This is a genomic window from Psychromicrobium lacuslunae, from assembly GCF_000950575.1.
In the GTDB taxonomy this organism is placed as follows: Bacteria; Actinomycetota; Actinomycetes; order Actinomycetales; family Micrococcaceae; genus Renibacterium; species Renibacterium lacuslunae.
In genome coordinates, this window is sequence record NZ_CP011005.1 from 2,353,073 (window position 1) to 2,374,298 (window position 21,226).

General features: G+C 59.1%; 25 protein-coding genes. 10 read left to right on the top strand and 15 right to left on the bottom strand.

Features of this window, described 5'->3' with window-relative positions; translation table 11 throughout:
* From UM93_RS11085 to UM93_RS11095, 3 genes are read left to right on the top strand one after another with little or no spacing between them, the layout of a single operon-like run.
* Complete coding sequence (locus tag UM93_RS11085) at positions 1 to 372, top strand: DUF1048 domain-containing protein (protein WP_045075590.1); 372 nt, start codon at positions 1 to 3, stop codon at positions 370 to 372.
* Positions 369 to 1,178, top strand: coding sequence for an ABC transporter ATP-binding protein (locus UM93_RS11090; RefSeq protein ID WP_045075592.1), 810 nt, complete (start codon positions 369 to 371; stop codon positions 1,176 to 1,178). The genes UM93_RS11085 and UM93_RS11090 overlap by 4 nt, the downstream gene beginning before the upstream one ends.
* Complete coding sequence (locus tag UM93_RS11095) at positions 1,175 to 1,945, top strand: ABC transporter permease (protein WP_045075593.1); 771 nt, start codon at positions 1,175 to 1,177, stop codon at positions 1,943 to 1,945. Before UM93_RS11090 ends, UM93_RS11095 begins: the two co-directional genes overlap by 4 nt.
* Before the next feature lie 102 nt (positions 1,946 to 2,047).
* Here UM93_RS11095 and ccsB read toward each other — a convergent pair whose 3' ends face one another.
* The 5 genes from ccsB to UM93_RS11120 form a co-directional block, all read right to left on the bottom strand.
* Entirely contained in the window at positions 2,048 to 3,124 is a 1,077-nt protein-coding gene (ccsB, locus tag UM93_RS11100) for a c-type cytochrome biogenesis protein CcsB (RefSeq protein ID WP_045075595.1), read from the bottom strand.
* On the bottom strand, positions 3,124 to 4,809 hold the full coding sequence (resB, locus tag UM93_RS11105; protein WP_045075597.1) for a cytochrome c biogenesis protein ResB: 1,686 nt from the start codon (positions 4,807 to 4,809) through the stop codon (positions 3,124 to 3,126). Before resB ends, ccsB begins: the two co-directional genes overlap by 1 nt.
* A 10-nt stretch (positions 4,810 to 4,819) precedes the next feature.
* Positions 4,820 to 5,572: a cytochrome c biogenesis CcdA family protein gene (locus UM93_RS11110; protein WP_045075598.1), complete on the bottom strand. Its 753-nt coding sequence runs from the start codon at positions 5,570 to 5,572 to the stop codon at positions 4,820 to 4,822.
* 25 nt (positions 5,573 to 5,597) lie between these two features.
* Positions 5,598 to 6,203 (bottom strand): TlpA family protein disulfide reductase, encoded by a 606-nt coding sequence (locus UM93_RS11115; RefSeq protein ID WP_045077286.1) that lies wholly within the window; start codon positions 6,201 to 6,203, stop codon positions 5,598 to 5,600.
* Positions 6,204 to 6,275: 72 nt separating this feature from the next.
* On the bottom strand, positions 6,276 to 6,938 hold the full coding sequence (locus UM93_RS11120) for a histidine phosphatase family protein (RefSeq protein ID WP_045075600.1): 663 nt from the start codon (positions 6,936 to 6,938) through the stop codon (positions 6,276 to 6,278).
* Between the two features lie 126 nt (positions 6,939 to 7,064).
* Between UM93_RS11120 and UM93_RS11125 the strand changes: the two genes are divergently transcribed.
* The 3 genes from UM93_RS11125 to UM93_RS11135 all read left to right on the top strand — a co-directional run bounded on the left by UM93_RS11125 (position 7,065) and on the right by UM93_RS11135 (position 9,331).
* Positions 7,065 to 7,616 (top strand): YceI family protein, encoded by a 552-nt coding sequence (locus UM93_RS11125; RefSeq protein ID WP_045075601.1) that lies wholly within the window; start codon positions 7,065 to 7,067, stop codon positions 7,614 to 7,616.
* Between the two features lie 123 nt (positions 7,617 to 7,739).
* Positions 7,740 to 8,549 (top strand): hypothetical protein, encoded by an 810-nt coding sequence (locus UM93_RS17175; RefSeq protein ID WP_052663754.1) that lies wholly within the window; start codon positions 7,740 to 7,742, stop codon positions 8,547 to 8,549.
* A gap of 98 nt (positions 8,550 to 8,647) precedes the next feature.
* Positions 8,648 to 9,331, top strand: coding sequence for a DUF6264 family protein (locus tag UM93_RS11135; protein ID WP_045075603.1), 684 nt, complete (start codon positions 8,648 to 8,650; stop codon positions 9,329 to 9,331).
* A gap of 67 nt (positions 9,332 to 9,398) precedes the next feature.
* Here UM93_RS11135 and UM93_RS11140 read toward each other — a convergent pair whose 3' ends face one another.
* Positions 9,399 to 10,070: a redox-sensing transcriptional repressor Rex gene (locus tag UM93_RS11140; protein ID WP_234399422.1), complete on the bottom strand. Its 672-nt coding sequence runs from the start codon at positions 10,068 to 10,070 to the stop codon at positions 9,399 to 9,401.
* Between the two features lie 85 nt (positions 10,071 to 10,155).
* Positions 10,156 to 10,446, bottom strand: a complete 291-nt coding sequence (locus tag UM93_RS11145; RefSeq protein WP_045075604.1) for a glutaredoxin family protein — start codon at positions 10,444 to 10,446, stop codon at positions 10,156 to 10,158.
* A gap of 71 nt (positions 10,447 to 10,517) precedes the next feature.
* On the opposite strand from UM93_RS11145, the gene UM93_RS11150 reads away from it, so the two are divergent.
* The gene (locus UM93_RS11150; RefSeq protein ID WP_045075606.1) at positions 10,518 to 11,330 is read left to right on the top strand and encodes an HAD family hydrolase; all 813 of its coding nucleotides are present in this window, start codon (positions 10,518 to 10,520) and stop codon (positions 11,328 to 11,330) included.
* A gap of 93 nt (positions 11,331 to 11,423) precedes the next feature.
* Here the strand turns inward: UM93_RS11150 and UM93_RS17485 are convergent, their stop codons facing one another.
* The 3 genes from UM93_RS17485 to UM93_RS11160 form a co-directional block, all read right to left on the bottom strand.
* Positions 11,424 to 11,522 (bottom strand): 30S ribosomal protein bS22, encoded by a 99-nt coding sequence (locus tag UM93_RS17485; RefSeq protein ID WP_003792170.1) that lies wholly within the window; start codon positions 11,520 to 11,522, stop codon positions 11,424 to 11,426.
* Between the two features lie 85 nt (positions 11,523 to 11,607).
* On the bottom strand, positions 11,608 to 11,820 hold the full coding sequence (locus UM93_RS11155; RefSeq protein WP_045075607.1) for a helix-turn-helix domain-containing protein: 213 nt from the start codon (positions 11,818 to 11,820) through the stop codon (positions 11,608 to 11,610).
* Between the two features lie 154 nt (positions 11,821 to 11,974).
* On the bottom strand, positions 11,975 to 12,664 hold the full coding sequence (locus tag UM93_RS11160) for a FadR/GntR family transcriptional regulator (RefSeq protein WP_045077291.1): 690 nt from the start codon (positions 12,662 to 12,664) through the stop codon (positions 11,975 to 11,977).
* Positions 12,665 to 12,743: 79 nt separating this feature from the next.
* Between UM93_RS11160 and UM93_RS11165 the strand changes: the two genes are divergently transcribed.
* Entirely contained in the window at positions 12,744 to 13,982 is a 1,239-nt protein-coding gene (locus UM93_RS11165) for an alpha-hydroxy acid oxidase (protein WP_052663755.1), read from the top strand.
* A 98-nt stretch (positions 13,983 to 14,080) separates the two neighbouring features.
* Here the strand turns inward: UM93_RS11165 and UM93_RS11170 are convergent, their stop codons facing one another.
* Positions 14,081 to 14,515, bottom strand: coding sequence for an ArsR/SmtB family transcription factor (locus UM93_RS11170; protein ID WP_045075611.1), 435 nt, complete (start codon positions 14,513 to 14,515; stop codon positions 14,081 to 14,083).
* A gap of 98 nt (positions 14,516 to 14,613) precedes the next feature.
* Positions 14,614 to 15,822 (bottom strand): acetoin utilization protein AcuC, encoded by a 1,209-nt coding sequence (locus tag UM93_RS11175; RefSeq protein ID WP_045075612.1) that lies wholly within the window; start codon positions 15,820 to 15,822, stop codon positions 14,614 to 14,616.
* A 128-nt stretch (positions 15,823 to 15,950) separates the two neighbouring features.
* Here UM93_RS11175 and UM93_RS11180 point away from each other — a divergent pair, with 128 nt between their 5' ends.
* Both UM93_RS11180 and UM93_RS11185 read left to right on the top strand, forming a co-directional pair.
* Positions 15,951 to 17,360, top strand: a complete 1,410-nt coding sequence (locus UM93_RS11180; protein WP_082057111.1) for a TrkH family potassium uptake protein — start codon at positions 15,951 to 15,953, stop codon at positions 17,358 to 17,360.
* Between the two features lie 40 nt (positions 17,361 to 17,400).
* On the top strand, positions 17,401 to 18,039 hold the full coding sequence (locus UM93_RS11185; RefSeq protein WP_422784956.1) for a potassium channel family protein: 639 nt from the start codon (positions 17,401 to 17,403) through the stop codon (positions 18,037 to 18,039).
* 30 nt (positions 18,040 to 18,069) lie between these two features.
* On the opposite strand, the gene proC is transcribed toward UM93_RS11185, so the two are convergent.
* From proC to UM93_RS11200, 3 genes are all read right to left on the bottom strand, one after another.
* The gene (gene proC, locus UM93_RS11190) at positions 18,070 to 18,906 is read right to left on the bottom strand and encodes a pyrroline-5-carboxylate reductase (protein WP_045075616.1); all 837 of its coding nucleotides are present in this window, start codon (positions 18,904 to 18,906) and stop codon (positions 18,070 to 18,072) included.
* A gap of 491 nt (positions 18,907 to 19,397) precedes the next feature.
* Entirely contained in the window at positions 19,398 to 20,186 is a 789-nt protein-coding gene (locus UM93_RS11195) for a sugar phosphate isomerase/epimerase family protein (RefSeq protein WP_045075618.1), read from the bottom strand.
* A gap of 12 nt (positions 20,187 to 20,198) precedes the next feature.
* Entirely contained in the window at positions 20,199 to 21,185 is a 987-nt protein-coding gene (locus UM93_RS11200) for a Ppx/GppA phosphatase family protein (protein ID WP_045075620.1), read from the bottom strand.
* Positions 21,186 to 21,226: the final 41 nt, after the last annotated feature.

The following is a 21,226-nucleotide window of genomic DNA, read 5'->3' on the forward strand; positions in this document are numbered from 1 at the left end:
ATGGCTGCAAAATGGATCGAAATGGTTACCGGCTCGCTCGAACAGAAGAAGCAGTACCGGCAAGCTAAGGCCCGGCTGGACGCGCTTCCCGAGCCCTATCTCAGCGTGGCAACCGCCTTCAACCGGTACTTCATGTACTACGGCGGTGCCACCGAAGGGGACACCATCGTACAGATGTTCCTCGGACACGCCGACCTCTGGGAACGCGCCGCTATTGACGGCACTCCGGTCAGCGAAATCGTCGGCGACGACCCGGTGGAATTCGCTGAAAGCTTCGCTGAGGCCTACGGCGGGAAACGGTGGATCGATAAGGAACGTAGTCGGCTCAACCAGGCTGTCGACAAAGCTATTGAGAGGCAGGCAGAGTCATGACCACAGCGATTACAGTTCAGGGCATTGAAAAAGCCTATAAAGACCTCAAGGTCCTCAAGGGCGTGAATTTCGAGGTGGCAACCGGGAGCATTTTCGCCTTGTTGGGCTCAAATGGCGCGGGCAAGACCACAATGGTGAAGATCCTCTCCACGCTACTCAAGGCCGACGCGGGCAGCGCGACTGTTGAGGGTCTGGACGTGCAAAGCCAGTCCTTCGAAGTGCGGGAGTCAATCAGCCTGACCGGCCAGTTCGCCGCGGTCGATGAAATTCTCTCCGGCCGGGAGAATCTGGTGATGGTGGCCAAGCTGCGGCACCTGAAGAATCCCGGGCAGGTGGCCGACGACTTACTCGCCCGCTTCAGCCTCACCGAAGCGGGCAGCCGGAAAGTGGGCACCTATTCAGGTGGCATGCGTCGCAGGCTCGATATCGCGATGAGCCTGATCGGCCAGCCCAAGGTGATCTTCCTCGATGAACCAACCACTGGCCTCGACCCCGAAGCCCGTCTTGAGGTCTGGCAGATCGTCAAAGACCTGGCGACCTCCGGCACCACGGTATTGCTCACCACTCAATATTTGGACGAGGCAGAGCAGCTCGCCGATCGGATCGCGATTTTGCACCAGGGCGTGATCATTGCCAACGGCACGCTAGCCGAACTCAAGCGGTTATTGCCACCCGCGGAGGTGGAGTACGTCGAGAAACAACCGACCTTGGAGGACATCTTCCTCGCCCTGATCGGCACCGATGGCAGTGCAGATCCGGCCACGGAAAACTCAGGCGCGGGTACCTCAGGAAAGGACAAGTCATGAATAAGCACTTCTTCTCAGACACCGGCGTTTTGCTTGGCCGCTCCCTGAAGCACATCAGCCGCAGCATGGACACCATCATCACCACAGCGATCACCCCGATCGCACTGATGCTGCTCTTCGTTTATGTCTTCGGCGGCGCACTCAAAAACAGCATTGCTGATACCGAGAACTATGTGAACTACCTGTTGCCGGGAATCTTGCTGATCGCAATTGCCTCAGGCATCGCATACACCGCGGTGCGGATGTTCACCGATACTCAGAGCGGTATCTTCGAACGTTTCCAGTCGATGCCGATCGCCCGCTCCTCGGTGCTCTGGGCTCACGTGTTGACCTCGCTGGTAGCGAACGCCATTACCCTGGTGATCATTGTCGGGGTCGCGCTGCTGATGGGCTTCCGCACCGGTGCCAGCCCACTCGCTTGGCTTGGCGTGATTGGCATCCTGGCCTTGTTCACCCTGGCTTTGACCTGGATCGCGGTGATCGCTGGGCTGTCCGCAAGCTCGATGGACGGGGCAACCGGATTCTCCTACCCGCTGATCTTCCTACCGTTCATCTCCTCGGCCTTCGTGCCGACCGAGAGCATGCCGGGTCCGGTCCGCTGGTTCGCCGAGAATCAGCCGGTCACTTCTATCGTGAACACCATCCAGAACCTGTTCGCCGAACGGCCGGTTGGCAGCGATATTTGGATTGCACTGGCCTGGTGCGTCGGCATCCTGGTGGTGGCCTATATCTTCGCGATGGTTGCCTACCGCCGCAAGATCAGCTAGCCCTTAAAGCAATAACACGACTGTTCGCGGTAGCCCAAGGTGATGATTGGGTTACCGCGAACAGTCGTGTTGGAAGTAGTGCTAACCGGTAGCAGCTCAGGATTAGCTGGGCGAGACACCGCCGTAGGAATGCAAGCCGCTGAAGAAGATATTAACCGCGGTGAAGTTGAAGACCACGCAGGCATAGCCAACAATTGATAGCCAGGCGGCACGGGTGCCGGTCCATCCGCGAGTGGCCCGGGCGTGCAGGTAGCCCGCGTAAACCACCCAGATCACGAAGGTCCAGACTTCCTTGGTGTCCCAACCCCAGTACCTGCCCCAGGCTTTCTCGGCCCACATTGCACCGAAGATCAGCGTCAGGGTCCAGCCCACGAAGGCAATCGCATTAAGCCGGTAGGAGAGGTTCTCCAGGCTCAGCGCGGAGGGGGCGAGTCGCATGAATGGCAACCGATCGGTGAGGCCCTCAGCCAGCTGGTTTTCCCGACGAGTCTGCACCAGCTGCAAGACGCTCATGGCGAAGGTCAGCGTGAACAGCGCCGCGGAAAGCACCGCGATGGAGACGTGAATGACCAACCAATAACTCTGCAAGGCGGGGACGAGATGGCCAACCGGAACCCAGAAAGCGCTCGAAGCGGCGAAGAGCATCACCAGAACCAGCCCGACCACGAAGGTGCCCAGAAAGCGCAGGTCACGCCGGGTCAACACGATCAAGAAAACAGCCGCCACCAGAAATCCGCCGGTGGTGCAGAATTCGTACATATTGCCCCACGGCACCCGGCCCGCAGCCAGTCCACGCATCAACACACCGGCGCCACAAATCAGGGTGGCCAAGAGGGTCAGCGCGACAGCGGCCCGCGCGGCCACTCGACGTTCGGAGCCGTACTTCATTGACTCGTCGGCGATCATTGGGGACCTCTCACCGGAGCGGCTGCTTGGCCGTTCCGCTAGGTCCAAGGTGCTGCCGTTCACCGAGGCGGCGGTCGCAGCCGCTGCTGCAGGCTGCCGCTCAGCGGTTTTCATCAACTGAGCTTGCTGTGACTGCGCTTCAATTGCTCGGGTGGTGCGGCTGGAGACCACCAGGTCCCAGGTAAAAGCGCAGAAGGCAACGGCATAGGTCACGCCAGCTAGCAGAATGAAGAGCGCACTGTATTCGCCTAGCTGTTCGTTGATCTCTGGCATTAGCTTTCCTTCACTTTCGTATCCGTTTCTTTCGGATCACTCTTCTGATTGTCCGCCACCTCGAGGGCTTTAGCCAGTTGCTCTCGCAGCAAGCTGGCTTCCCGGTTCAAGCGGTAATCCTCGCCCCGGGCCAGCAGTCCGTACTCCAGCAGCACCCGGCCATCGGGATGCTCACCAGCGCGCACCCAAATCCGACGGCGCGAGAGGAACAGCGAGCCCACCAACCCAAGCAGGGCGGTACCGGCAAAAATCAAGACATAGACCTGGGCCGGATTGTGTCGGATTTCCAAACCGGCGTATCGAGTCAATCCGTCAAAGGTGATGGTGCCCTTACCGTTGGGCAGTTTATAGCTCGGTTTCTTGCTGTCCAGGGTGATTCCACCTGCCGGCAAGTTCCGTTCATTGAGCGGCGTTAGTTTGGAAACGTCAAGAAGGAACACGTTCTGCGGCTTACCGCCGTCAAGACCCAAATTTCCGTAGTACGAATTCAACAGCACCGTCGGGTTCCCGGGATCCGGATCGAGCGAGTAATCGAGCCCGCTGGCGTCCTTGGCTCCGGTAGGTAGGAAGATGCCCTGGAAGCCGAGCTGGTCCGGACCGGCGTCCGGAACCTTGATCACCAGGCGCGAACTGTAGGCCGGGTCTGGCACACCGCCGATCACCCAATCAGAAAAAGCCACCTTGCCATTGCCGTCCTTCACGGTGAAGTGCGGGGCATAGCCATTGCCAAGCAGGTAGACATCGGTGCCGCCAATGCTCAACGGTTCATTGACCTTGAGTTCCTTTTGCACCGGAGCGGCATCTGGAGAATCCTTGACGGTCAGCTTGGCGCTGAAGTCCAAGGGCTGCACTTTTTTGGCGTTGGCGTTTCGATCAAACTCGATCTTGAATTCATCAAGGGTCAACGAATACGGCTGTAACCAATCCGAGTTGAAGTTAGTGCCGGGGCTGAAGGAGTCATAGCCAATCAGGGTGTTCACAAAACTATCCCCGGTGACCAAAACCCGTTGACCGGAATAGCCGAAGAGGCCGCCCAGGGCTACCCCAACGAGCACCCCGATCAGCGAAACGTGGAAGAGTAGATTGCCAACTTCCTTGAGGAAGCCGCGCTCCGCACCAACGCTCGGCCGGTCTCCAGTAAGGCGTAAATCGACTCGGTACCCTCGGCGTTTTAGCACCGCAGCGGCTTGCTCGATTGTCTGGTCCGCACTCGCTGCGCGGGCCGCCGAAACCTGCAGCGTGCCGTATTCAGCAAGTCTGGAGAGTCTACGGGGCGTACGTGGGGGCGGCGTGCGCATCGCCTTATAGTGCTGTTTGGCCCGCGGCAGTACGCAACCAATCAATGACACGAAAAGCAAGACGTAAATCGCCGAGAACCATGGTGAGGAGAAAACATCGAAAAGCTTGAACCAGTCCATCACCGGCCCGGTGACCGGATTGTCTTTGATGTACTGGGTCACCGCTGCCGGATTCTGGATGCGTTGCGGAAAAGTGGAACCGGGCACCGCTGCTACTGCCAGTAGTAATAACAAGAACAATGCGGTGCGCATCGAGGTTAGCTGGGTCCAGGCCCAACGCAGCATGCCTAGAAAACCGAGCCGGGGCAGTTCCGGCTCGGTCGGCAGCTTGGCCTTGGCCGGCTTCCCTTTGCTCAGTTTTGGCTTAGGCGTTGCTTTTTCGGTCATCGACAATTCCTCAAATCGGTAACTCCACCGCAAAAATCCAACCCTGTAACGTGCTGATCAAATAATTCCAGGCGCCGGTCACCATCAACAAACCAAGCACGATCAACAGACCACCGCCGATCCGCTGCAGCAACAATTTGTGTTTCTTGAAGAAGCTCAACGCCCGCATGCCGCGCTGAAACCCTAGCGCAATCAGCAGGAAGGGCAGGCCCAGGCCCAGGCAGTAGACGAAAGTCAGCAGAGCGCCCTTGGCCGCGCTGGTACCCCCAGAGAAGGACATCGCTTGCACCGCACTGAGGGTCGGTCCGATACAGGGCACCCAGCCCAGGCCGAAGGTCACACCAAGCACCGGCGCTCCCCACAACCCGGCCGGCGGCTTGCGATGAATCTTGGCTTCACCCTGCATAAAGGAAAACCCGCCCATGAAGACGATGCCCAGGATGATCACCACGACACCCATCAGCTGGGTAATCCACGATGAATTGATCGAAAGCCAAGCGCCAAGACTGCCAACCGCAGCGCCGAGTAAGACGAAGATCGCGGTGAAGCCGAGGACGAAAAGTGAGATACCCAAAACCATCCGGCCGCGGCGTTGCTTCGCGAGCTCCACCCCGGTCAGGCCGGTGACATAGCCCAAATAACCGGGGACTAGCGGCAGCACGCACGGCGAGAGGAAGGAGACCAGTCCGGCGAGCAACGCCACCGGCAGGGCTAGCAGCAGAGAGCCGTTCTGCACCGCCTCGGCGAAGGGGTTGTTTAGCACGTCGTTGAACTGTTCACTTCTGAGCCTAGTTCCCCTCGGCCAGTGCGCTACTAATCAAAGCCTTGAGAGTGGACTTGTCCGCTACCCCCAGGATTCGCGCCGCAACTCGGCCAGATTTATCGAGCACCAGGGTGGTCGGCACCGCGGAGGGAGGTACAAAGCTCGAGACGGCGAGTAAGACGGCTCCGTCTTTATCTTTGAAGCTTGGGTAAGTGGTCTTGAAGGTCCGGGCGAAAGCCTCAGCGTTGGCGACGTCGTCGCGGACGTTCACGCCGTAGAAGAGCACGCCTTTCGGCGTGAACTCCTTGTTCAGGGCCTCCAAGTCAGGAGCCTCCAAACGACACGGAGCGCAGGCCGCGTACCAGAAGTTGAGCACGGCGACTTTGCCGTCGAAGGTTTTGGTGTCCACCTTCTGACCATTCAGCAAGGTGCCGACGAAATTGACTTTCCCGCCGCGCTTATCGGCAGCATATTCCGTCACCGAACCGTCGCCGGCAATATAGTTCTTGCCGTCGCCTGCCTTTGCTTGATCGGCGAGCGGGTCAGGAGCAGCGCAACCGGTCAGCGCAAGAGCGGCGGTGGCCGCAATGGCTCCGGCCGCACCGAAAAGCGCACGTCGATCTAGCGTCATCTGTTCACCCACACTTCTACAGGTTGTCGAAATTCAATTGTCGCGCATTAGCTGGCTGGTCTCAAACCGCAGCTATGCCCCGGGGGTTGACGCCGCCCCGGGCAACAACGCCGCAGCCGGTTCGCTATAGCGCACCGAGCGCACTCGCTGCTGCTCAAACTCGATCGAAGTCACCGAGGCTAGCGAGCATTCTCGTCGCCGCGGATCGTGAAAGAGTCTGCGTCCCTGCAAGCTCAAATGCGTCACCCAGATCGGCAGTTGGTGGCTGACCAGGATGGCGTGCGCACCATCGCCCGCACGCTCAACGGCAATCACCCGGGCCGCCTCGACCGCAAGCCGCATTCGGTTCAGTTGCTCTTGATAGGGCTCCCCCCAGCTGGGGCGCAATGGATTGCGGAAATATCTCCAGTACCGAGGCTTGAGCAGCTCCGAGGAGCTCACTTTGAGCCCTTCAAACTGATTCTCCGCCTCGATCAACCGCGGATCGGTCTCAATGTTCAGGCCGAGCGCGCTTGCGCTGGGCTGGGCGGTCTCCTGAGCTCGGCTGAGTGGCGAAGCGGCCAGATAACCAAAAACCACGCCGGAATCGGCCATCTCACGAAAGTGCTCGGCCACCACAACGGCCATCGCCACGCCCCGATCGGAGAGATGAAACTCCGGCAGCCGACCGTAGAGCACACCCTCGGGATTGAAGACCTCGCCATGACGCACGAGGTGGACGGTGGCATTGGGCATACAGCCATTCTCTCAAACCAGATTAAGAAAGGTTAATCAGATCTGGAATAAAACATGCGTTTGCATGATTCTTATAGACGAACGGGGCAACCCGTCAACCTGTCGAATCACTATTTAGGAGTCATCATGAGCGTTGAAACCATCCCCACCGGCCTGACCGTCGGCACCTGGACCCTTGACAACTCACACAGCCAAATCGGCTTCACCGTCCGTCACGCCGGTATTTCGAAGGTGCGCGGAGAGTTCACCGAAGCTAGTGGCACCGCCGTGGTTGGCGAGGATTTGAACTCCTCATCGGTGCAGGCAACGATTAAAGCGGCTAGCTTTGATTCGGGCGATGCCAACCGCGACGGCCACGTGCGCGGCGAGGATTTCTTCGATGTCGAGCAGTTCCCGGAGCTGAGCTTCACTTCGACCGGAATCAGCGGCTCGGGCGAGACCTACCAGTTGACCGGCGATCTGACCATTCGCGGCATCACCAAGCCGGTCACTTTTGATACCGAGTTCAATGGCGTAGCTGTCGATCCCTTCGGCAACACGCGGGCCGGGTTCAGCGCCCAGACCGTGATCAGCCGCAAGGAATTCGGCCTGACCTGGAACGCCGCGCTGGAAGCTGGCGGCGTTTTGGTTGGCGATAAGGTCACCATCGGCATCGAGGCTGAATTCACCGCAGCTTAAGACCTCCTTCCAGGCCGCTTTACCGCGTCATCAAGCAGCACGATGCGGTAAAGCGGCCTTTTTGTGCAGTTTTGACACCTTCAGTTCCTATGCAAAAGGCCGGAACAGCAATACAGTGTTGGCATGAGTACACCCCCAGAGAACCCGAATCCAGGCCAGCCGGGCGAACAGCCCGTGCAGCCCCCCGCTGATCCATATCAGGCGCCTGGCTACCAGGCTCCTCAGGGGGTGCCACCCGAGCAACCAGCGGCACCCCAGCAGCCATATCAACAGCCCGGTTACCAACAGCCCGGTTACCAGGCTCCTCAGGGCGCGCCGCAACAACCTTACGGTCAGCAGCCGCCGCAGTATCCACAAGGTGGTCAGCAGCCGCCGCAGTATCAGCAACCTGGTCAGCCGCAGTATCAGCAACAAGACCAAGGGAACTTCCAGTTTCAGATGCCCACCGACGGACCGAAGTCTTTCGACGACGTCATGCCCAAGGGCGGCTTCTCAGGAATCTTCAATGTCGCCGGTCTGCCAAACCTGCTGAAGTGGTCCTACATCCTGTGGCTAATCACCGCCGGAGTTTGGCTGCTGACCACCGTTATCGGGTTTATCTTCAGCCTCACTCTGCTGGGCAGAGGAGATGACACCTTCCTTGGTGTTTCCTACAGCAACGGTTATTGGCGCGGCGAAGGCATCAAGGGAATTATCTTCTCGATCATCGCGCTCGTGGTAATCGCCGCAATTGTGGTTTGCGCAATGAAGCTCAAAGAAGGCTTGCAATGGCCAAGGCTGGCATTGAGCATCATTGCCGCCGTATCGATTATCTTGGCGATCTTCGGTGGAGGCGGCGTTGGCCTGATCGGCATCGTCGCCACTGTGCTGATGTGGCTTCCCGAGTCCACCGCCTGGTTGAACTCGCGCCGCGCCGCGCCGCCCGTGCAGTAAGCGACTCAGTAACTCAGAACTAACACGCAGGATGGCCGGGGTAGGGTTGAAAGACCTACCCCGGCCATTTTCATGGCCGCGAACGCACAAGGACAGCTATGAGTACTCCAGCCAGCGGCGAACCGCACAGCCCTGAGGAATCCGCGCAATCCGTCGAACCGCCGCGCCGCGGGCAGTTCCCGGAAATCGCCCCCGGGGTGCCCCGCTACGGACAGTACGCTCCGGCCGGTTACCAATCACCCTTCGAACAGGAACAGGCCAAACAAGCGGCAGCTCAGCAGCCGCAGAACGGGCCGGCCGGGACTACTCCCGCTCAGGCACCTCAACCGGGCACAAGTACTGCCGCTGGAGCCGCGCGCTCGGTGCCCCGGCAGATCACCAGCGCCTTCGCGCTCATCATGCTCGCTGGAGTGATTGCGCTGTTCAGCGCGATCAGCAGTATTTTTGTCGCTAACTCACCAGAGCTGCGCGCTGAGCTGATTAAGCAAATCAATGCCTATCCGCAACTGGCCGGCGCGGACCTCGATATTTCCGCGATCATCACCATGAGCATCGTGTTCGCCGTGGTGATTGGCTTTGCCAGCGTAGCCCTCTATCTGCTGATCGCCTTCAAAATCCGAGCCGGAAAGAACTGGGCCAGAATCCTCGGCACCGTTCTGGCGGCAATTTCATTGCTCTCGCTGATCAGCTTCAATCCGCTGGTGATCTTGCAGGTCGGTTTCGGCATCTTCGGCATGATCTATTGCTGGCTACCCGCAAATCGGGACTATTTCAAGGCTTAGAAAGACCACGCATGCGCTGCTGAAACCGTACTTTCAACCCGGTCAGCCCTCCGTCAGGTGTTCTCGCTCAGGCGCTTTCACTACCGGTTTCGGGCAACCGCTGTGCATGATAGGCCAAGATCTGCAACTCGGTCGCCATATCAACCTTGCGCAAATTGACGTACTCGGGAACCTGCAGCAACACCGGGGCAAAGCTCAGAATACTGTGAACACCGGCGGCAATCACTCGATCACAAATGTCTTGAGCCGCTTCAGCTGGCAAGGCTAGCACCACCATATTGGCTTTACTGCGCTCCAAAACACTCTCCAGCTGCGCAACGTCGCTCACCCGTAGCCAGCCGACCTCGTGGCCGATCACCAGCTGGTCCTGGTCCAGCAGGGCGACGACGTCGAAGCCTCGAGACTCAAAACCTGCATACCGCGCTAGGGCCCGCCCGAGGTTGCCGGCGCCAACGATCGCAACGCGCCATTCCTGAGTCAGGCCTAGCGCCGCGGTAATGCGACGACTCAGGAACTGAGCCTCATAGCCAACACCTCGGGTGCCATAGGAGCCAAGGTAGGAGAGATCCTTTCGAACATTCGAGGAGCTCACGCCCGAAGCTTCAGCGAGCTCTTCCGAGGAGACCCGCTCGGCGCCCTCGGCCAGCAATGCGTTCAGCGCCCGCAGATAAAGCGTCAAGCGGGCCACGGCAGCAGCTGGCAGCGCTCTGACCTTGGCCGCTAATTCCGGCGGAGGCAGGCTATCGGCATCATCCGCGGAGCCGATCGGAAACTGCTGTGTGGGCACTCCCTTACTTTAGGTCGTGCCGATGAACAATCCCAAGTCAGTCCGTTCCACCGGAGTCTCGACGAACCGCCAACAAGCGGCGCATTCGGACTGGATCTATTTTCCAGAAGTCACGCTGGATACCGTCGATCAGCAGCACCGGCACCTCCTCAGCGAATTGCACATACTCAGGAAGCAGGGCGCCGGAGCCATCGAATATTGATTGCTCGCTCAGACTCAGGCCGAATTCCAGGCAAACCTCACGCGCTATGTGCAGTGCATCACCGCAAAGATGGCAATCTGGCTTGATCAAAAGGGTTACCGGCTCCGGGCTATCCGACGAGGTCATTTGCCTACAGTACTTCAGAACAGCACGGCTTGGCTTAGGGAAAAAGCTTGAAAACTGGCTAAACTCGTAGCATGCCCGAAGTGAATAGCCAGCTAGCCGAGCCGCGCTCGGACGCTGACAGCCACCAAGGCGAAGCGGCGTTCTTCGACGTCGACAATACTCTGATGCGCGGCGCGAGTCTCTTCCATCTGGCTCGCAAGATGTACCAAAAGAAGGCCTTCACGCTGCGCCAAGCCCTCGGCTTTACCTGGAAACAGATGAAGTTCATTCTGCGCGGCGAGGATATGGATGATATTCATTCGGTGCAGAACTCCGCGCTGACCTTGGCCGCCGGAATACGGGCCGACTTCGTCGCCAATGTCGGCGAGGAAGTCTACGACGAGATGATTGCCTCAAAAATCTGGCCCGGCACCCGGGCCTTAGCCGAGCAACATCTTCGGGTAGGTCGCAAGGTCTGGCTGGTCACCGCGACCCCGATCGAGGTGGCGGAAGTGATTGCTTCCCGGCTGAAATTAACCGGTGCGCTGGGCACGGTGGGAGAAATCCAGGATGGCGTGTACACCGGCCGTCTGGTCGGCGATATTCTGCATGGCCCCGCCAAAGCGGTGGCGATCAAGGCACTCGCCGAGGCGCAAGGTATTGAGCTAGCGAATAGCTGGGCATACAGCGATTCCTATAATGACATTCCCTTGCTCACCTCGGTGGGGCATCCGGTGGCGATCAACCCCGACGCAAAACTGCGTCGCCATGCGCGAGACCACAACTGGCCGATTTATGACTTCCGCTCGGGCCGTCGCGCGGCGACCGCCGGTCTTCGGCTGGCTACCGTGGCCGGAGCGGTCTATGGCTTGTGGCGTGGTTTCAGCCGGATTCGGCAGCGCTGAGGTTAGCTGCGGCTGAGGCCGGAAGTTGCGCGAAAAGCGCATCGCTTAACGAAGAATGCCCGCCACCACAGGTGACGGGCCAGGCTCGAAGCCTTACTTCTTATTACGACGCTGGTGGCGGGTCTTACGAAGCAATTTACGGTGCTTCTTCTTTGCCATCCGCTTGCGGCGCTTTTTGATTACTGAACCCACAAAGTCCTCACAAACTTTTTTCCTGGCCAGAAGCCCGGAATTATCTACATATTGACCGATCTGGATCTTTAATAGGGTACAGCCTCTAGGCTGTCTCTGCCGAACTGCCCAGTCCGACCGTGCGCAAATGCTCGTTCACAGCGTCTTCTGGCACTCGATAAGACCGACCGAATTGCACGGCTGGCAACTCGCCGGAACGAATCATCCGATACACCGTCATCTTCGACACCCGCATCACATCCGCGACCTCGGCCACGGTTAGAAAACTCACATCGGAGAATGTGTTTCTCTCAGCCATCTCTGGAACCCTTCGCTCTTGAGTTGATCGCACAACCCACGACGGCAGGATTACCTGACCGCATCAAAGATACTCTAGATGCTGGAGTGACCAATGTGAAAGTGCTTTACCATAACTTTATACAGCCAATCCTCAGCAACACGCCACTTATTGATTATTTTTCTCGAAGACCCTCTTGGTAAAACCCCTCGATATGCTCAGCAATGCACGCCGCCGCGGCAGCTCGATCACCCTGCCGCAACAGCTCAAGGACATGCAGATGCTCCTGATGCAAGCGAGCCGAGGTGCGCCGCCAATCCGGCAGCAAAGCAACAATACTGCTGGTGTACTGCCTAATTGATTCGCGCAGCGAGAGCATCATGGCGCTAACCACCACATTGCCGGCCGATTCGGCGAGCGCTAGGTGAAACCTGATATCAAGGGTCAGGAATTCTTCAGTTTGTGGAGTAGCCAAAGCCTGCATTTCCTCAAGCAATCGAGCTGCCTCGATCAGCGCCTGCGATTGAAGCTGACTATGCTGGCACGCCCAAGTCTCGAAAAGCAGCCTGGTTTGCACAATATCAGCAACCGGCAGGTGGGAACTGGCTACATGGAAGCGCAGGGCAGAACCTAGTGCACTGGCCGGCTGAGCAATGATAATGGTTCCCGAACCTGGCCCGGAGCCGACCGCAGCACGCACCACACCCATCGCATCTAACACCGCAATGGCCTCTCGGATCGAAGCCCTGGAGAGATTGAACTGCTCGGCGAGCGCCCGCTCACTCGGCAACCGCTGCCCAATTCGCAGCGCACCTTGAGAGAGCTGCTGTTCGATCCAGGCCAGCACCGGTTGATGAGATTTCACTTTCACAGTGTATGTGGTCAGACCACATAGGTTACTCTTGTTCTGTGGTCAGACCACAGAACATCCGAGGAGGAGCCTGATGACTACCCCACCGGCGCTACGCCGCAGACTGCCCGACCTTGCCTCACTATCGGAACTCATGAAGTTCAGTGCGCCGCGCTTTGGCACCGATGCGCGACTGGCTAAAGCATCGACCATCTGGGATCTACGAGATATCGCTAAACGGCGCACCCCAACTGCGGCCTTCGACTACACCGATGGCGCAGCGGAGGCTGAGGTGACCATCAATCGTGCCAGGCAAGCATTTCGGGCGCTGGAGTTCAGGCCCGACGTACTTCGTGATGTCAGCGAGGTCGATCTGAGCACCACTATTCTGGGCGGCAATTCAAGCCTGCCGGTCGGCATTGCGCCGACCGGTTTTTCCCGACTAATGCAGTCAGAAGGTGAATATGCCGGCAGTGCAGCCGCTGCGAAGGCGGGTATCCCCTTCACCCTATCGACCCTCGGCACCGCATCCGCTGAACAGGTCGCCAGCCACTGCCCGGAAGGACGCCGCTGGTTCCAGCTTTATGCAACCGCCGATCAGGGCAAGAACCTCGAGCTAGTGCAGCGCGCCCAGGAGCATGGTTTTGACACCATTATGCTGACCGTGGACACGGCGGTCGGCGGCATGCGACTGCGGGATACGCGCAATGGCATGACCATCCCTCCTCAGCTGACCGTGAAGACAATTCTCGACGCTTCTTACCGGCCGGCCTGGTGGTTCAATTTCCTCTCCCGAGCGCCTCTCGAATTCGCCTCGCTCAGCAGCTTCGAGGGAACCGTATCCGAGCTACTCAGCAAAACCTTCAATCAGGGCCTCAACTATGACGATCTGGATTGGCTGCGAAATAACTGGTCCGGAAAGCTTCTGGTCAAAGGGATCCAGACGGTGGCCGACGCGGAGCGTGCGGTAGCCCATGGTGCCGACGGCGTGGTGCTGTCGAACCACGGCGGTCGACAGTTGGATCGCGCCCCGCTACCGTTCCATTTGGTCCCCAAGGTGCGCGCGGCCCTCGGCGAGCAGCCGACAATTGTGATGGACACCGGCATTATGAGCGGTGGCGACATTATTGCCGCTATTGCCAGCGGGGCGGATTTCACCCTAATTGGCCGGGCCTATCTCTATGGTCTGATGGCTGGCGGCCAGCGCGGAGTGGAGCGCAGCATTGAGATTCTGCGCTCGGAAATGTTGCGCACTATGAAGCTGCTCGGCGTCACCCGATTGAGCGAACTGACCCCGGAGCACGTGAACCAAAGAGCCGACCGCTTTGAATAGCCGCCGGCCTGGGTCAGTGAGGGTGTCAACGGTAGCGTCTCCGGCGAATGCGGCTATGCCTAATGCTTGTGACTAATGTCTATGCCTAATGACTGTGCCTAGTCTTTGCGACGACCGAACTTCGGTAAGTTCGCCAATAAGTCGGCGGCCTTGGTAGCAGCGCGACCGACGCTGCGGCCAATCTGCTGTGGCATCGAGTCGGCATCTGCGTCGATTTCCGTTGCCGCGACGGGGTCGGAGCTAGCTGTTGCCTCGTCAGCCGAACCACTCGAGCCCAGGCCGAAGGCATCAAGCCAGTTCACCACGAGGTGTAGTGGAGCCGTCTCGAGCTGGTAGTAGCGACGCTGTCCCTCGGCCCGCATGCTGACTAATCCGGCTTCTCTAAGTACTCGAAGATGCTTTGACACAGTGGGCTGGCTAGCACCAAGTTGCTCGACCAGCTCACCCACTGCCTTCTGACCTGAGCGGAGGGCCAGTAGGATATCGCGGCGGGTTTGCTCGGCCAGCACGGCAAAGACGTCTTCGTTCACCATAGAACTACCCTAGCGATATATAACCGAAAAGGCATTAAGGATGCCTACCCCACGCTACCGCCGAGTCTGAAGAACGAGGAGTGGGAGGCGGTGGGGACTCAGTCGAACCAGGGGTCAAGGCCGTAGAGCGGGAAGACTTCCTTGCGAGTGGCCATAATGGCCCGATCCACGGCATCGGCGGGGTTGTAGCCCACTTCCCAGGATCGCCACCAGAGGTCGACGTCGTCAGTCATCAGTCGGGGCGCCTCAACGCCGAAACTCGCCTGCACTCGCTCACGCCAGGCCACGGGGGTTTCGGTGCGCAGCGGGACGGGCTTGCCGGCGACAATGGCGATCAGATGAGTCCACACCCGCGGTACGACATTGACAATGCTGTACCCACCGCCACCCACCGCGAGCCAGCGTCCCTCGCAAAGTTCATTGGCAAGCGCAGAAAGGCTCAATGCGGCCTCGCGTTGCGCATCAACACTAGTGTTCAGATGGGTCAGCGGGTCGTCACGATGAGAATCACAGCCATGCTGCGAAACAATGATCTCCGGCTCGAAGGCTCGCACTATTTGCGGCACTACCGCGTGGAAGGCCCGGAGCCAGCCAGCGTCATCGGTGTGCGCGGGCAGCGCAACATTGACCGCACTGCCAATGGCCGATGCACCACCAGTCTCATTGGCGAAGCCGGTACCAGGGAAAAGGAACAAGCCACTTTCGTGCAGTGAAATGGTAAGCACCCGGGGATCATCGTAGAAAATGCTCTCGGTACCGTCGCCATGGTGGGCGTCAATATCGACGTAGGCCACTTTCTGGACACCCGAGTCAAGTAGTCGCTGCACGGCCGCGGCGGCATCGTTGTAAATGCAGAACCCGCTCGCCTTGGTTCGGCTGGCATGATGCATGCCGCCGGAAAAATTCACGCCTCGCTGGGCACTGCCGTCAATAATTGCCTCGACCGCCACCAAAGAGCCTCCGACCAGCCGGGCACTCGCCTCATGCATACCAAGAAAAGCCGGATCCTCCTCGGTGCCAAGACCCCGTGCCTCAATGGTGTGAGGCACCAAACTGACCGAGCGCACATCGGCGATGTAATCAGCATCGTGAACGGTCAGCAACTCTTGATCTGAGGCAATGTACGGCTCGGCCATCGTCACGTTTGGCCGCTCGAAAAGACCTAGCTGCTCGGCTAAATCCGCGGTCAAGCTGAGCCTGCCGGGAGCCATCGGGTGCCCGGCACCAAAGTTGTAAGCGGTCAGCGACGGGTCCCAGACCACGCAGCTGGCCGGGGCGCTCTGCATTTCATCGTTGAACGAAGACATCTCTGAAAGGCTACGTGATTCAGCGCAAAGCCGCGCAATCGCCCCGACGCACCACGCTAAAGCTCTAAAAAGTGGTTTACTACTTGTCAGATCTGCAATTCGTTCCGAGTAAGAAAGTCCCTCCGTCAATGGCCAAGAGTCAGCCTGCCTGGCGCCCGCAACCCGAACGCGGTCGCTTCGCTTTTGTCGCCGCACTCCGGGACTTCATTGATTCGGTAGCGAGCTCCTCGCCGGCTCGGCTGGCGCTGATTGTCTTCATTGTGGTGATCATGCTCTTCACCACGCTGCTTTCGCTGCCCGCGGCAGCAACCAACGGCCAGGTAACGCCTTTCCACGATGCGCTCTTCACTGCCGTCTCAGCGGTGTGCGTGACCGGCCTCACCACTGTCTCCACCGCGCTGCATTGGACATTCTTCGGCCAGCTGGTGATTCTGATTGCGATTTTCGTCGGCGGCCTCGGCATTCTGACGCTCGCCTCGCTGATGGCCTTAATGGTTTCCCGACGCCTAGGGGTACGCGGCAAGTTGATCGCCCAAGAGGCGATGAACGCCGGGAAACTAGGCGAAGTTGGCACCCTGCTGCGGATTGTGATCACCACCTCGGTGGTGGTTGAGATCGTGCTCGCACTCGTGATGATCCCCCGTTTCATCATTCTCGGCGAGCCATTTTGGCAGGCTGTCTGGCACGGCGTGTTCTACTCGATCTCCGCTTTCAATAACGCCGGCTTCACCCCGCACTCGGATGGCTTGGTGCCCTATGAGGCCGACCCCTGGATCCTGACGCCATTGATGGTTGGGGTCTTTCTCGGTTCTCTCGGCTTCCCGGTGATGATGGTGCTGTTGAGCCAGGGTTTCCGGATCCGCAAATGGAACCTGCACACCAAACTCACGGTTCAGGTGTCCTTGATCTTAGTGCTAGTCGGCATGTTGGGCTTCGCCGCCTTTGAGTGGACCAATACCAAGACCATTGGCAGTCTTTCCGACGGCGATAAGCTGCTGCACTCGATTTTTGCCTCGATCATGACCCGTTCCGGCGGCTTTAATTTGGTCAATATGAACGACCTTGATCCGGTCTCCCGGGTCTTTACCGATGCGCTGATGTTCGCTGGCGGCGGCTCCGCCTCGACCGCTGGCGGCATTAAGGTGACCACCCTTGCCGTGATGTTCTTAGCCATCGCGGCCGAAGCTCGCGGCGATGCCGATGTAAAGATCTACGGTCGCACCATCCCGCAGGGCACCATGCGGGTGGCCATTTCGGTGATCATTATGGGCGCAACTTTCGTGCTGCTGGCCACCGGAGCATTACTGATCATTAGCGATGCCTCGCTGGACAGAGTGCTCTTCGAAGTGATCTCGGCCTTTGCTACCTGCGGGCTCAGTACCGGCCTCAGCGGTGAATTACCCCCGGCCGGGGTTTACGTGCTGACCGCGCTGATGTTTGCTGGGCGAGTCGGCACTATCACCCTTGCTGCCGGGCTGGCGCTACGGCAACGTCGTCAACTATTCCACTATCCAGAAGAGAGGCCGATCATTGGCTGAGAAATCAAGCTCGAATTCGCGCCCGGCGCACAATGCGCCGGTGCTGGTGATTGGCCTGGGCCGCTTTGGCGCGGCCACCGCCGAGCAATTGGTCAAGCAGGGTCGTGAAGTACTCGCCATTGAGCGGGATCCTGCCCTAGTGCAGAAATGGTCGGGCGCGCTGACCCATGTGGTTGAGGCAGATGCCACCAATATTGATGCGCTGCGTCAGCTCGGCGCGCAGGACTTTAACTCCGCTGTGGTTGGGGTGGGCACCTCCATTGAGTCCAGCGTGCTGATCACCGTTAACTTGGTAGATCTTGGCATCGAGCATCTCTGGGTCAAGGCAATCACCCAGTCACATGGCAAGATCTTGACCAGAATCGGCGCCAATCACGTGATCTACCCTGAGGCAGACGCCGGGGTGCGGGCAGCCCACTTGGTGTCGGGGCGGATGCTCGACTTCATTGAGTTCGACGACGATTTCGCGATCGTGAAAATGTACCCGCCTAAAGAAACTCAGGGCTTCACCCTGGCTGAGTCGAAGGTACGCTCCAAGTACGGAGTCACCATTGTCGGCGTCAAATCGCCGGGCGAAGACTTCACTTACGCGCAGCCGGACACCAAGGTCTCGGGCCGGCACATGCTGATCGTCTCGGGGCATGTTGACTTGCTGGAGCGCTTCGCGGCCAGGCCTTAGCGCTCAGTCATCAGTGAGCCCGGACTGGTGCTAAGCCTGGTCGAGCTCTGCGGTGATGTCGTCCGAACGTTTAGCTGCCGCTTGCGCCCCGGCCAAGACGATCGCTGGCAAATCACGCTCGTCGAAGACCGCGATTGCCCGCTCGGTGGTGCCGTTCGGGCTAGTCACCGCCTTCCGGAGTGCGGTGGCGTCAGCCCCCTGCTGCCCCAGCATCAAACCGGCACCGGCCACCGTCTCGGTGGCCAAGGTCTTGGCCGTTTCTTCGTCGACTCCCAGCTCGCGTGCGGCTCTTGCCATTGCTTCGGCCAAATAAAAGGCGTAGGCGGGCCCGGAACCGCTAATTGCACCGATCACCGGCATTTGCTCTTCGGGGACGTCTAAGACCACGCCAGAGCCCGCGAAGACCTGGTGCGCGCGAGCGGACTGCTCGGCGTTGACCGAAGAGCCGGTCGATAGCCCCACTACGCCCCGGCCCACCATTAGTGGGGTGTTAGGCATCGTGCGAACCACGGCTTGCCCTGCCGGTAGGGCGCGCTCGATCTGCTCAATGGTGACCGCGCCAGCCACGCTCACCACTACCGCCTCGGGCTCCAGGGCAGCGGAAATCTCTCGACAGAGCGGAGCGATTTGTGCGGGCTTAACGCCTAACACCACGACCTCAGCGCCCGCCACGGCCAGCGAGTTAGCTTGTTCCTCTTCGGAGTTGGCAATCGCGGTGATGCCGTGTCGCTGGGCTAGTTCCTCAGCACGCTCAATTCGACGTACGGTAGCCACCACGGTGGCGGGATCGACCGGACCGGCGAGCATCCCCGCCAGAATAGCTTCGCCCATTGATCCACAGCCCAGAAACGCAATTCTACTCGTCATGTTCTCTATCCTTTCACCATCCCGAACAGCTATCGAATTTGTTGATCAAATGCCCGAAAAACCGCGGAAATACAACGAAATTGAAGTGTTTCTACATTGTCAGGATATTCCCAGCTTGATAGCAGCTTGTGCCCAGAGTGTGGTCCTAACGTAGTGAATACCTCATTAAGGTGCGAGTGATTGCGGACTGGTCGTTCTCGAACGATCGGTTACAGCGCCGGAGAGTCGGGCAGTGTTCCCCCCAACCACTGCCCACCGAGACTCTCCGGTGCTTTCACTTTTTAACAGCCAATTCTGCTAACGACTGATGACTATGGTTTCCCGGTCTGGACTCGAGGCTCAGAACTTAAACAGCCGCACCGGACTAGCCAGTGAAAGTGGTGCCTAGATAGCTCCGCGCTAGATTGGGCGGTCAAAAATGGTGCAGATATCTAAGTAAGCCCGAGACAGCCCGGAACACAACCCCGGTCTCGGCTACAGCCCGAGCCGGACTAGTCTGATTTCGTGCTGGCGAGATGCTGCCGAGCAAATCGCAAGGTCTCAGCTAACCACTCTTCTCGCTCGCCGACCCCCTTGGCTTTGCGCGTCGAAATCTCAGCAACCACTGTGCCGGTGAAACCAGCCTGGGCGAGAAACTGCAGCACTCTGGCAGCCTGCTGATTGCCCTGGCCGGGAATCAGATGCTCGTCTCGGGCCGAGCCCGAGCCATCGGTCAGATGAATATGACGCAGCCGCTGACCTAAATCCCGAACCGACTCAAGCGAGGAGACGCCCGCGGTGGCGGCATGTGAGAGATCCCAAGTGACATCGTCGTAATCCTGAGCCATCGGGTCCCAGCCGGGCAAATACGCCTTCACCTCCCGGCCGCGCACCCGCCAGGGATACATATTTTCCACCGCGATCCGCACCCCGCTGGACTCGGATAGGTCACGCACTCCGGAGCTAAAGTTTCGGCCATACTCGCTCTGCCAGCGAAAGGGCGGATGCACCACAACGACGCTCGCAGCCAACTCAGCAGCCAATTTTATTGATTGCTCCACCTTGTTCCAGTAGGTACCCCAGACCTGCTGGGTCAGCAACAACGTCGGGGCATGAATAGCGAGCACCGGCAGCTGGTATCTCTCGGTCAAGGTCCGCAAGGCGGCGGCATCCTGACTGGTGGCGTTATTGGTCACCATCACTTCCAGACCGTCATAGCCGAGGTCCTGAGCGGTTGCGAAGGCATCGTGGACCGAGAGCGGGTACACCGAGGCGCTAGAGAGAGCGACCGGAATAGGCACGTTGACCGACTTTCAACTGATTTCTGAGGCGGCACGTGCGCTGACGTGTCGCGGCGGCTCGAGCGGACCGTCGAAGACGAGTTGATCAAGGCGGCGCAAAATAAGACCCTCACGCAATGCCCACGGGCAGATTAGCACGGTGGAGACCTCGAAGAGCTCCAATGCCGCCTCCGCGACCAGGGCCCCAGCAAGCACCTGGCTAGCCCGCGCCCTGGACACCCCGGGCAAATGCAGTCGATCGTCGGCACTCATCGCGGTCAATCGCTGCGCCCACAGGCCGAGATCCACGGCGCGCAGCTCGCGTCGCACGAAAGGACCCGAGGCGCTGGGTGCCGCACCGGTAATCCGCGCCAATGAGCGGAAAGTTTTTGAGGTACCGACCACCAGATCAGGCTTACCCAGTTCGGCGAATTCGGCGATTGGCGCCTGCAGAGTGGCGCGAATGTACTTCCGCAGCTTTTTTACGCTTTTGGCGCTTGGCGGGTTCTCCGGCAGCCAGTCACGAGTCAGCCGGCCAGCGCCGAGCGGCACCGAGATGGCTTTGGCGGGCAGTTCATCAGCCCCCATCGCCATTTCAAAAGAACCACCGCCAATGTCCAGGTCAAGCACTGTGCCAGTACCCCAGCCATACCAGCGACGTACCGCAAAAAACGTCATCGCCGCTTCTTCCGGCCCGGTGAGTTCACGAAGCTGAATAGTGGTTTCCTGGCGCACTCGGTTCAGTACCAGCTCGCCATTGCTGGACTCACGGATGGCTGAGGTACAGAACGCCAACAGATCCTGGGCCTGATGAGTAGCAGCGAATTGCCGCGCCTCCAGCACAAAAGCAATCAATTCTCGCTGTCCCGCTTCGGTAATAGCACCATCCGGATCCAGGTATTGCACTAAGGAGAGCGGTCTTTTATGCGAGGCAAAGGGCACCGGCTGAGCGCCGGGATGAGCGTCGACTAGTAACAGGTGCACGGTATTGGAACCAATGTCGAGAACACCAAGTCGCATGCTGTGGAGTCTATACCGTGCTTAGAGCTGACCGTATTACC

Excerpts from the sequence above, each read along its gene's own strand:
- UM93_RS11085 (WP_045075590.1), top strand. The coding sequence starts at position 1 with ATGGCTGCAAAATGGATCGAAATGGTTACCGGCTCGCTCGAACAGAAG.
- UM93_RS11090 (WP_045075592.1), top strand. The coding sequence starts at position 369 with ATGACCACAGCGATTACAGTTCAGGGCATTGAAAAAGCCTATAAAGAC.
- UM93_RS11095 (WP_045075593.1), top strand. The coding sequence starts at position 1,175 with ATGAATAAGCACTTCTTCTCAGACACCGGCGTTTTGCTTGGCCGCTCC.
- ccsB (WP_045075595.1), bottom strand. The coding sequence starts at position 3,124 with ATGCCAGAGATCAACGAACAGCTAGGCGAATACAGTGCGCTCTTCATT.
- resB (WP_045075597.1), bottom strand. The coding sequence starts at position 4,809 with ATGACCGAAAAAGCAACGCCTAAGCCAAAACTGAGCAAAGGGAAGCCG.
- UM93_RS11115 (WP_045077286.1), bottom strand. The coding sequence starts at position 6,203 with ATGACGCTAGATCGACGTGCGCTTTTCGGTGCGGCCGGAGCCATTGCG.
- UM93_RS11120 (WP_045075600.1), bottom strand. The coding sequence starts at position 6,938 with ATGCCCAATGCCACCGTCCACCTCGTGCGTCATGGCGAGGTCTTCAAT.
- UM93_RS11125 (WP_045075601.1), top strand. The coding sequence starts at position 7,065 with ATGAGCGTTGAAACCATCCCCACCGGCCTGACCGTCGGCACCTGGACC.
- UM93_RS17175 (WP_052663754.1), top strand. The coding sequence starts at position 7,740 with ATGAGTACACCCCCAGAGAACCCGAATCCAGGCCAGCCGGGCGAACAG.
- UM93_RS11135 (WP_045075603.1), top strand. The coding sequence starts at position 8,648 with ATGAGTACTCCAGCCAGCGGCGAACCGCACAGCCCTGAGGAATCCGCG.
- UM93_RS11145 (WP_045075604.1), bottom strand. The coding sequence starts at position 10,446 with ATGACCTCGTCGGATAGCCCGGAGCCGGTAACCCTTTTGATCAAGCCA.
- UM93_RS11150 (WP_045075606.1), top strand. The coding sequence starts at position 10,518 with ATGCCCGAAGTGAATAGCCAGCTAGCCGAGCCGCGCTCGGACGCTGAC.
- UM93_RS11155 (WP_045075607.1), bottom strand. The coding sequence starts at position 11,820 with ATGGCTGAGAGAAACACATTCTCCGATGTGAGTTTTCTAACCGTGGCC.
- UM93_RS11165 (WP_052663755.1), top strand. The coding sequence starts at position 12,744 with ATGACTACCCCACCGGCGCTACGCCGCAGACTGCCCGACCTTGCCTCA.
- UM93_RS11170 (WP_045075611.1), bottom strand. The coding sequence starts at position 14,515 with ATGGTGAACGAAGACGTCTTTGCCGTGCTGGCCGAGCAAACCCGCCGC.
- UM93_RS11175 (WP_045075612.1), bottom strand. The coding sequence starts at position 15,822 with ATGTCTTCGTTCAACGATGAAATGCAGAGCGCCCCGGCCAGCTGCGTG.
- UM93_RS11180 (WP_082057111.1), top strand. The coding sequence starts at position 15,951 with ATGGCCAAGAGTCAGCCTGCCTGGCGCCCGCAACCCGAACGCGGTCGC.
- proC (WP_045075616.1), bottom strand. The coding sequence starts at position 18,906 with ATGACGAGTAGAATTGCGTTTCTGGGCTGTGGATCAATGGGCGAAGCT.
- UM93_RS11200 (WP_045075620.1), bottom strand. The coding sequence starts at position 21,185 with ATGCGACTTGGTGTTCTCGACATTGGTTCCAATACCGTGCACCTGTTA.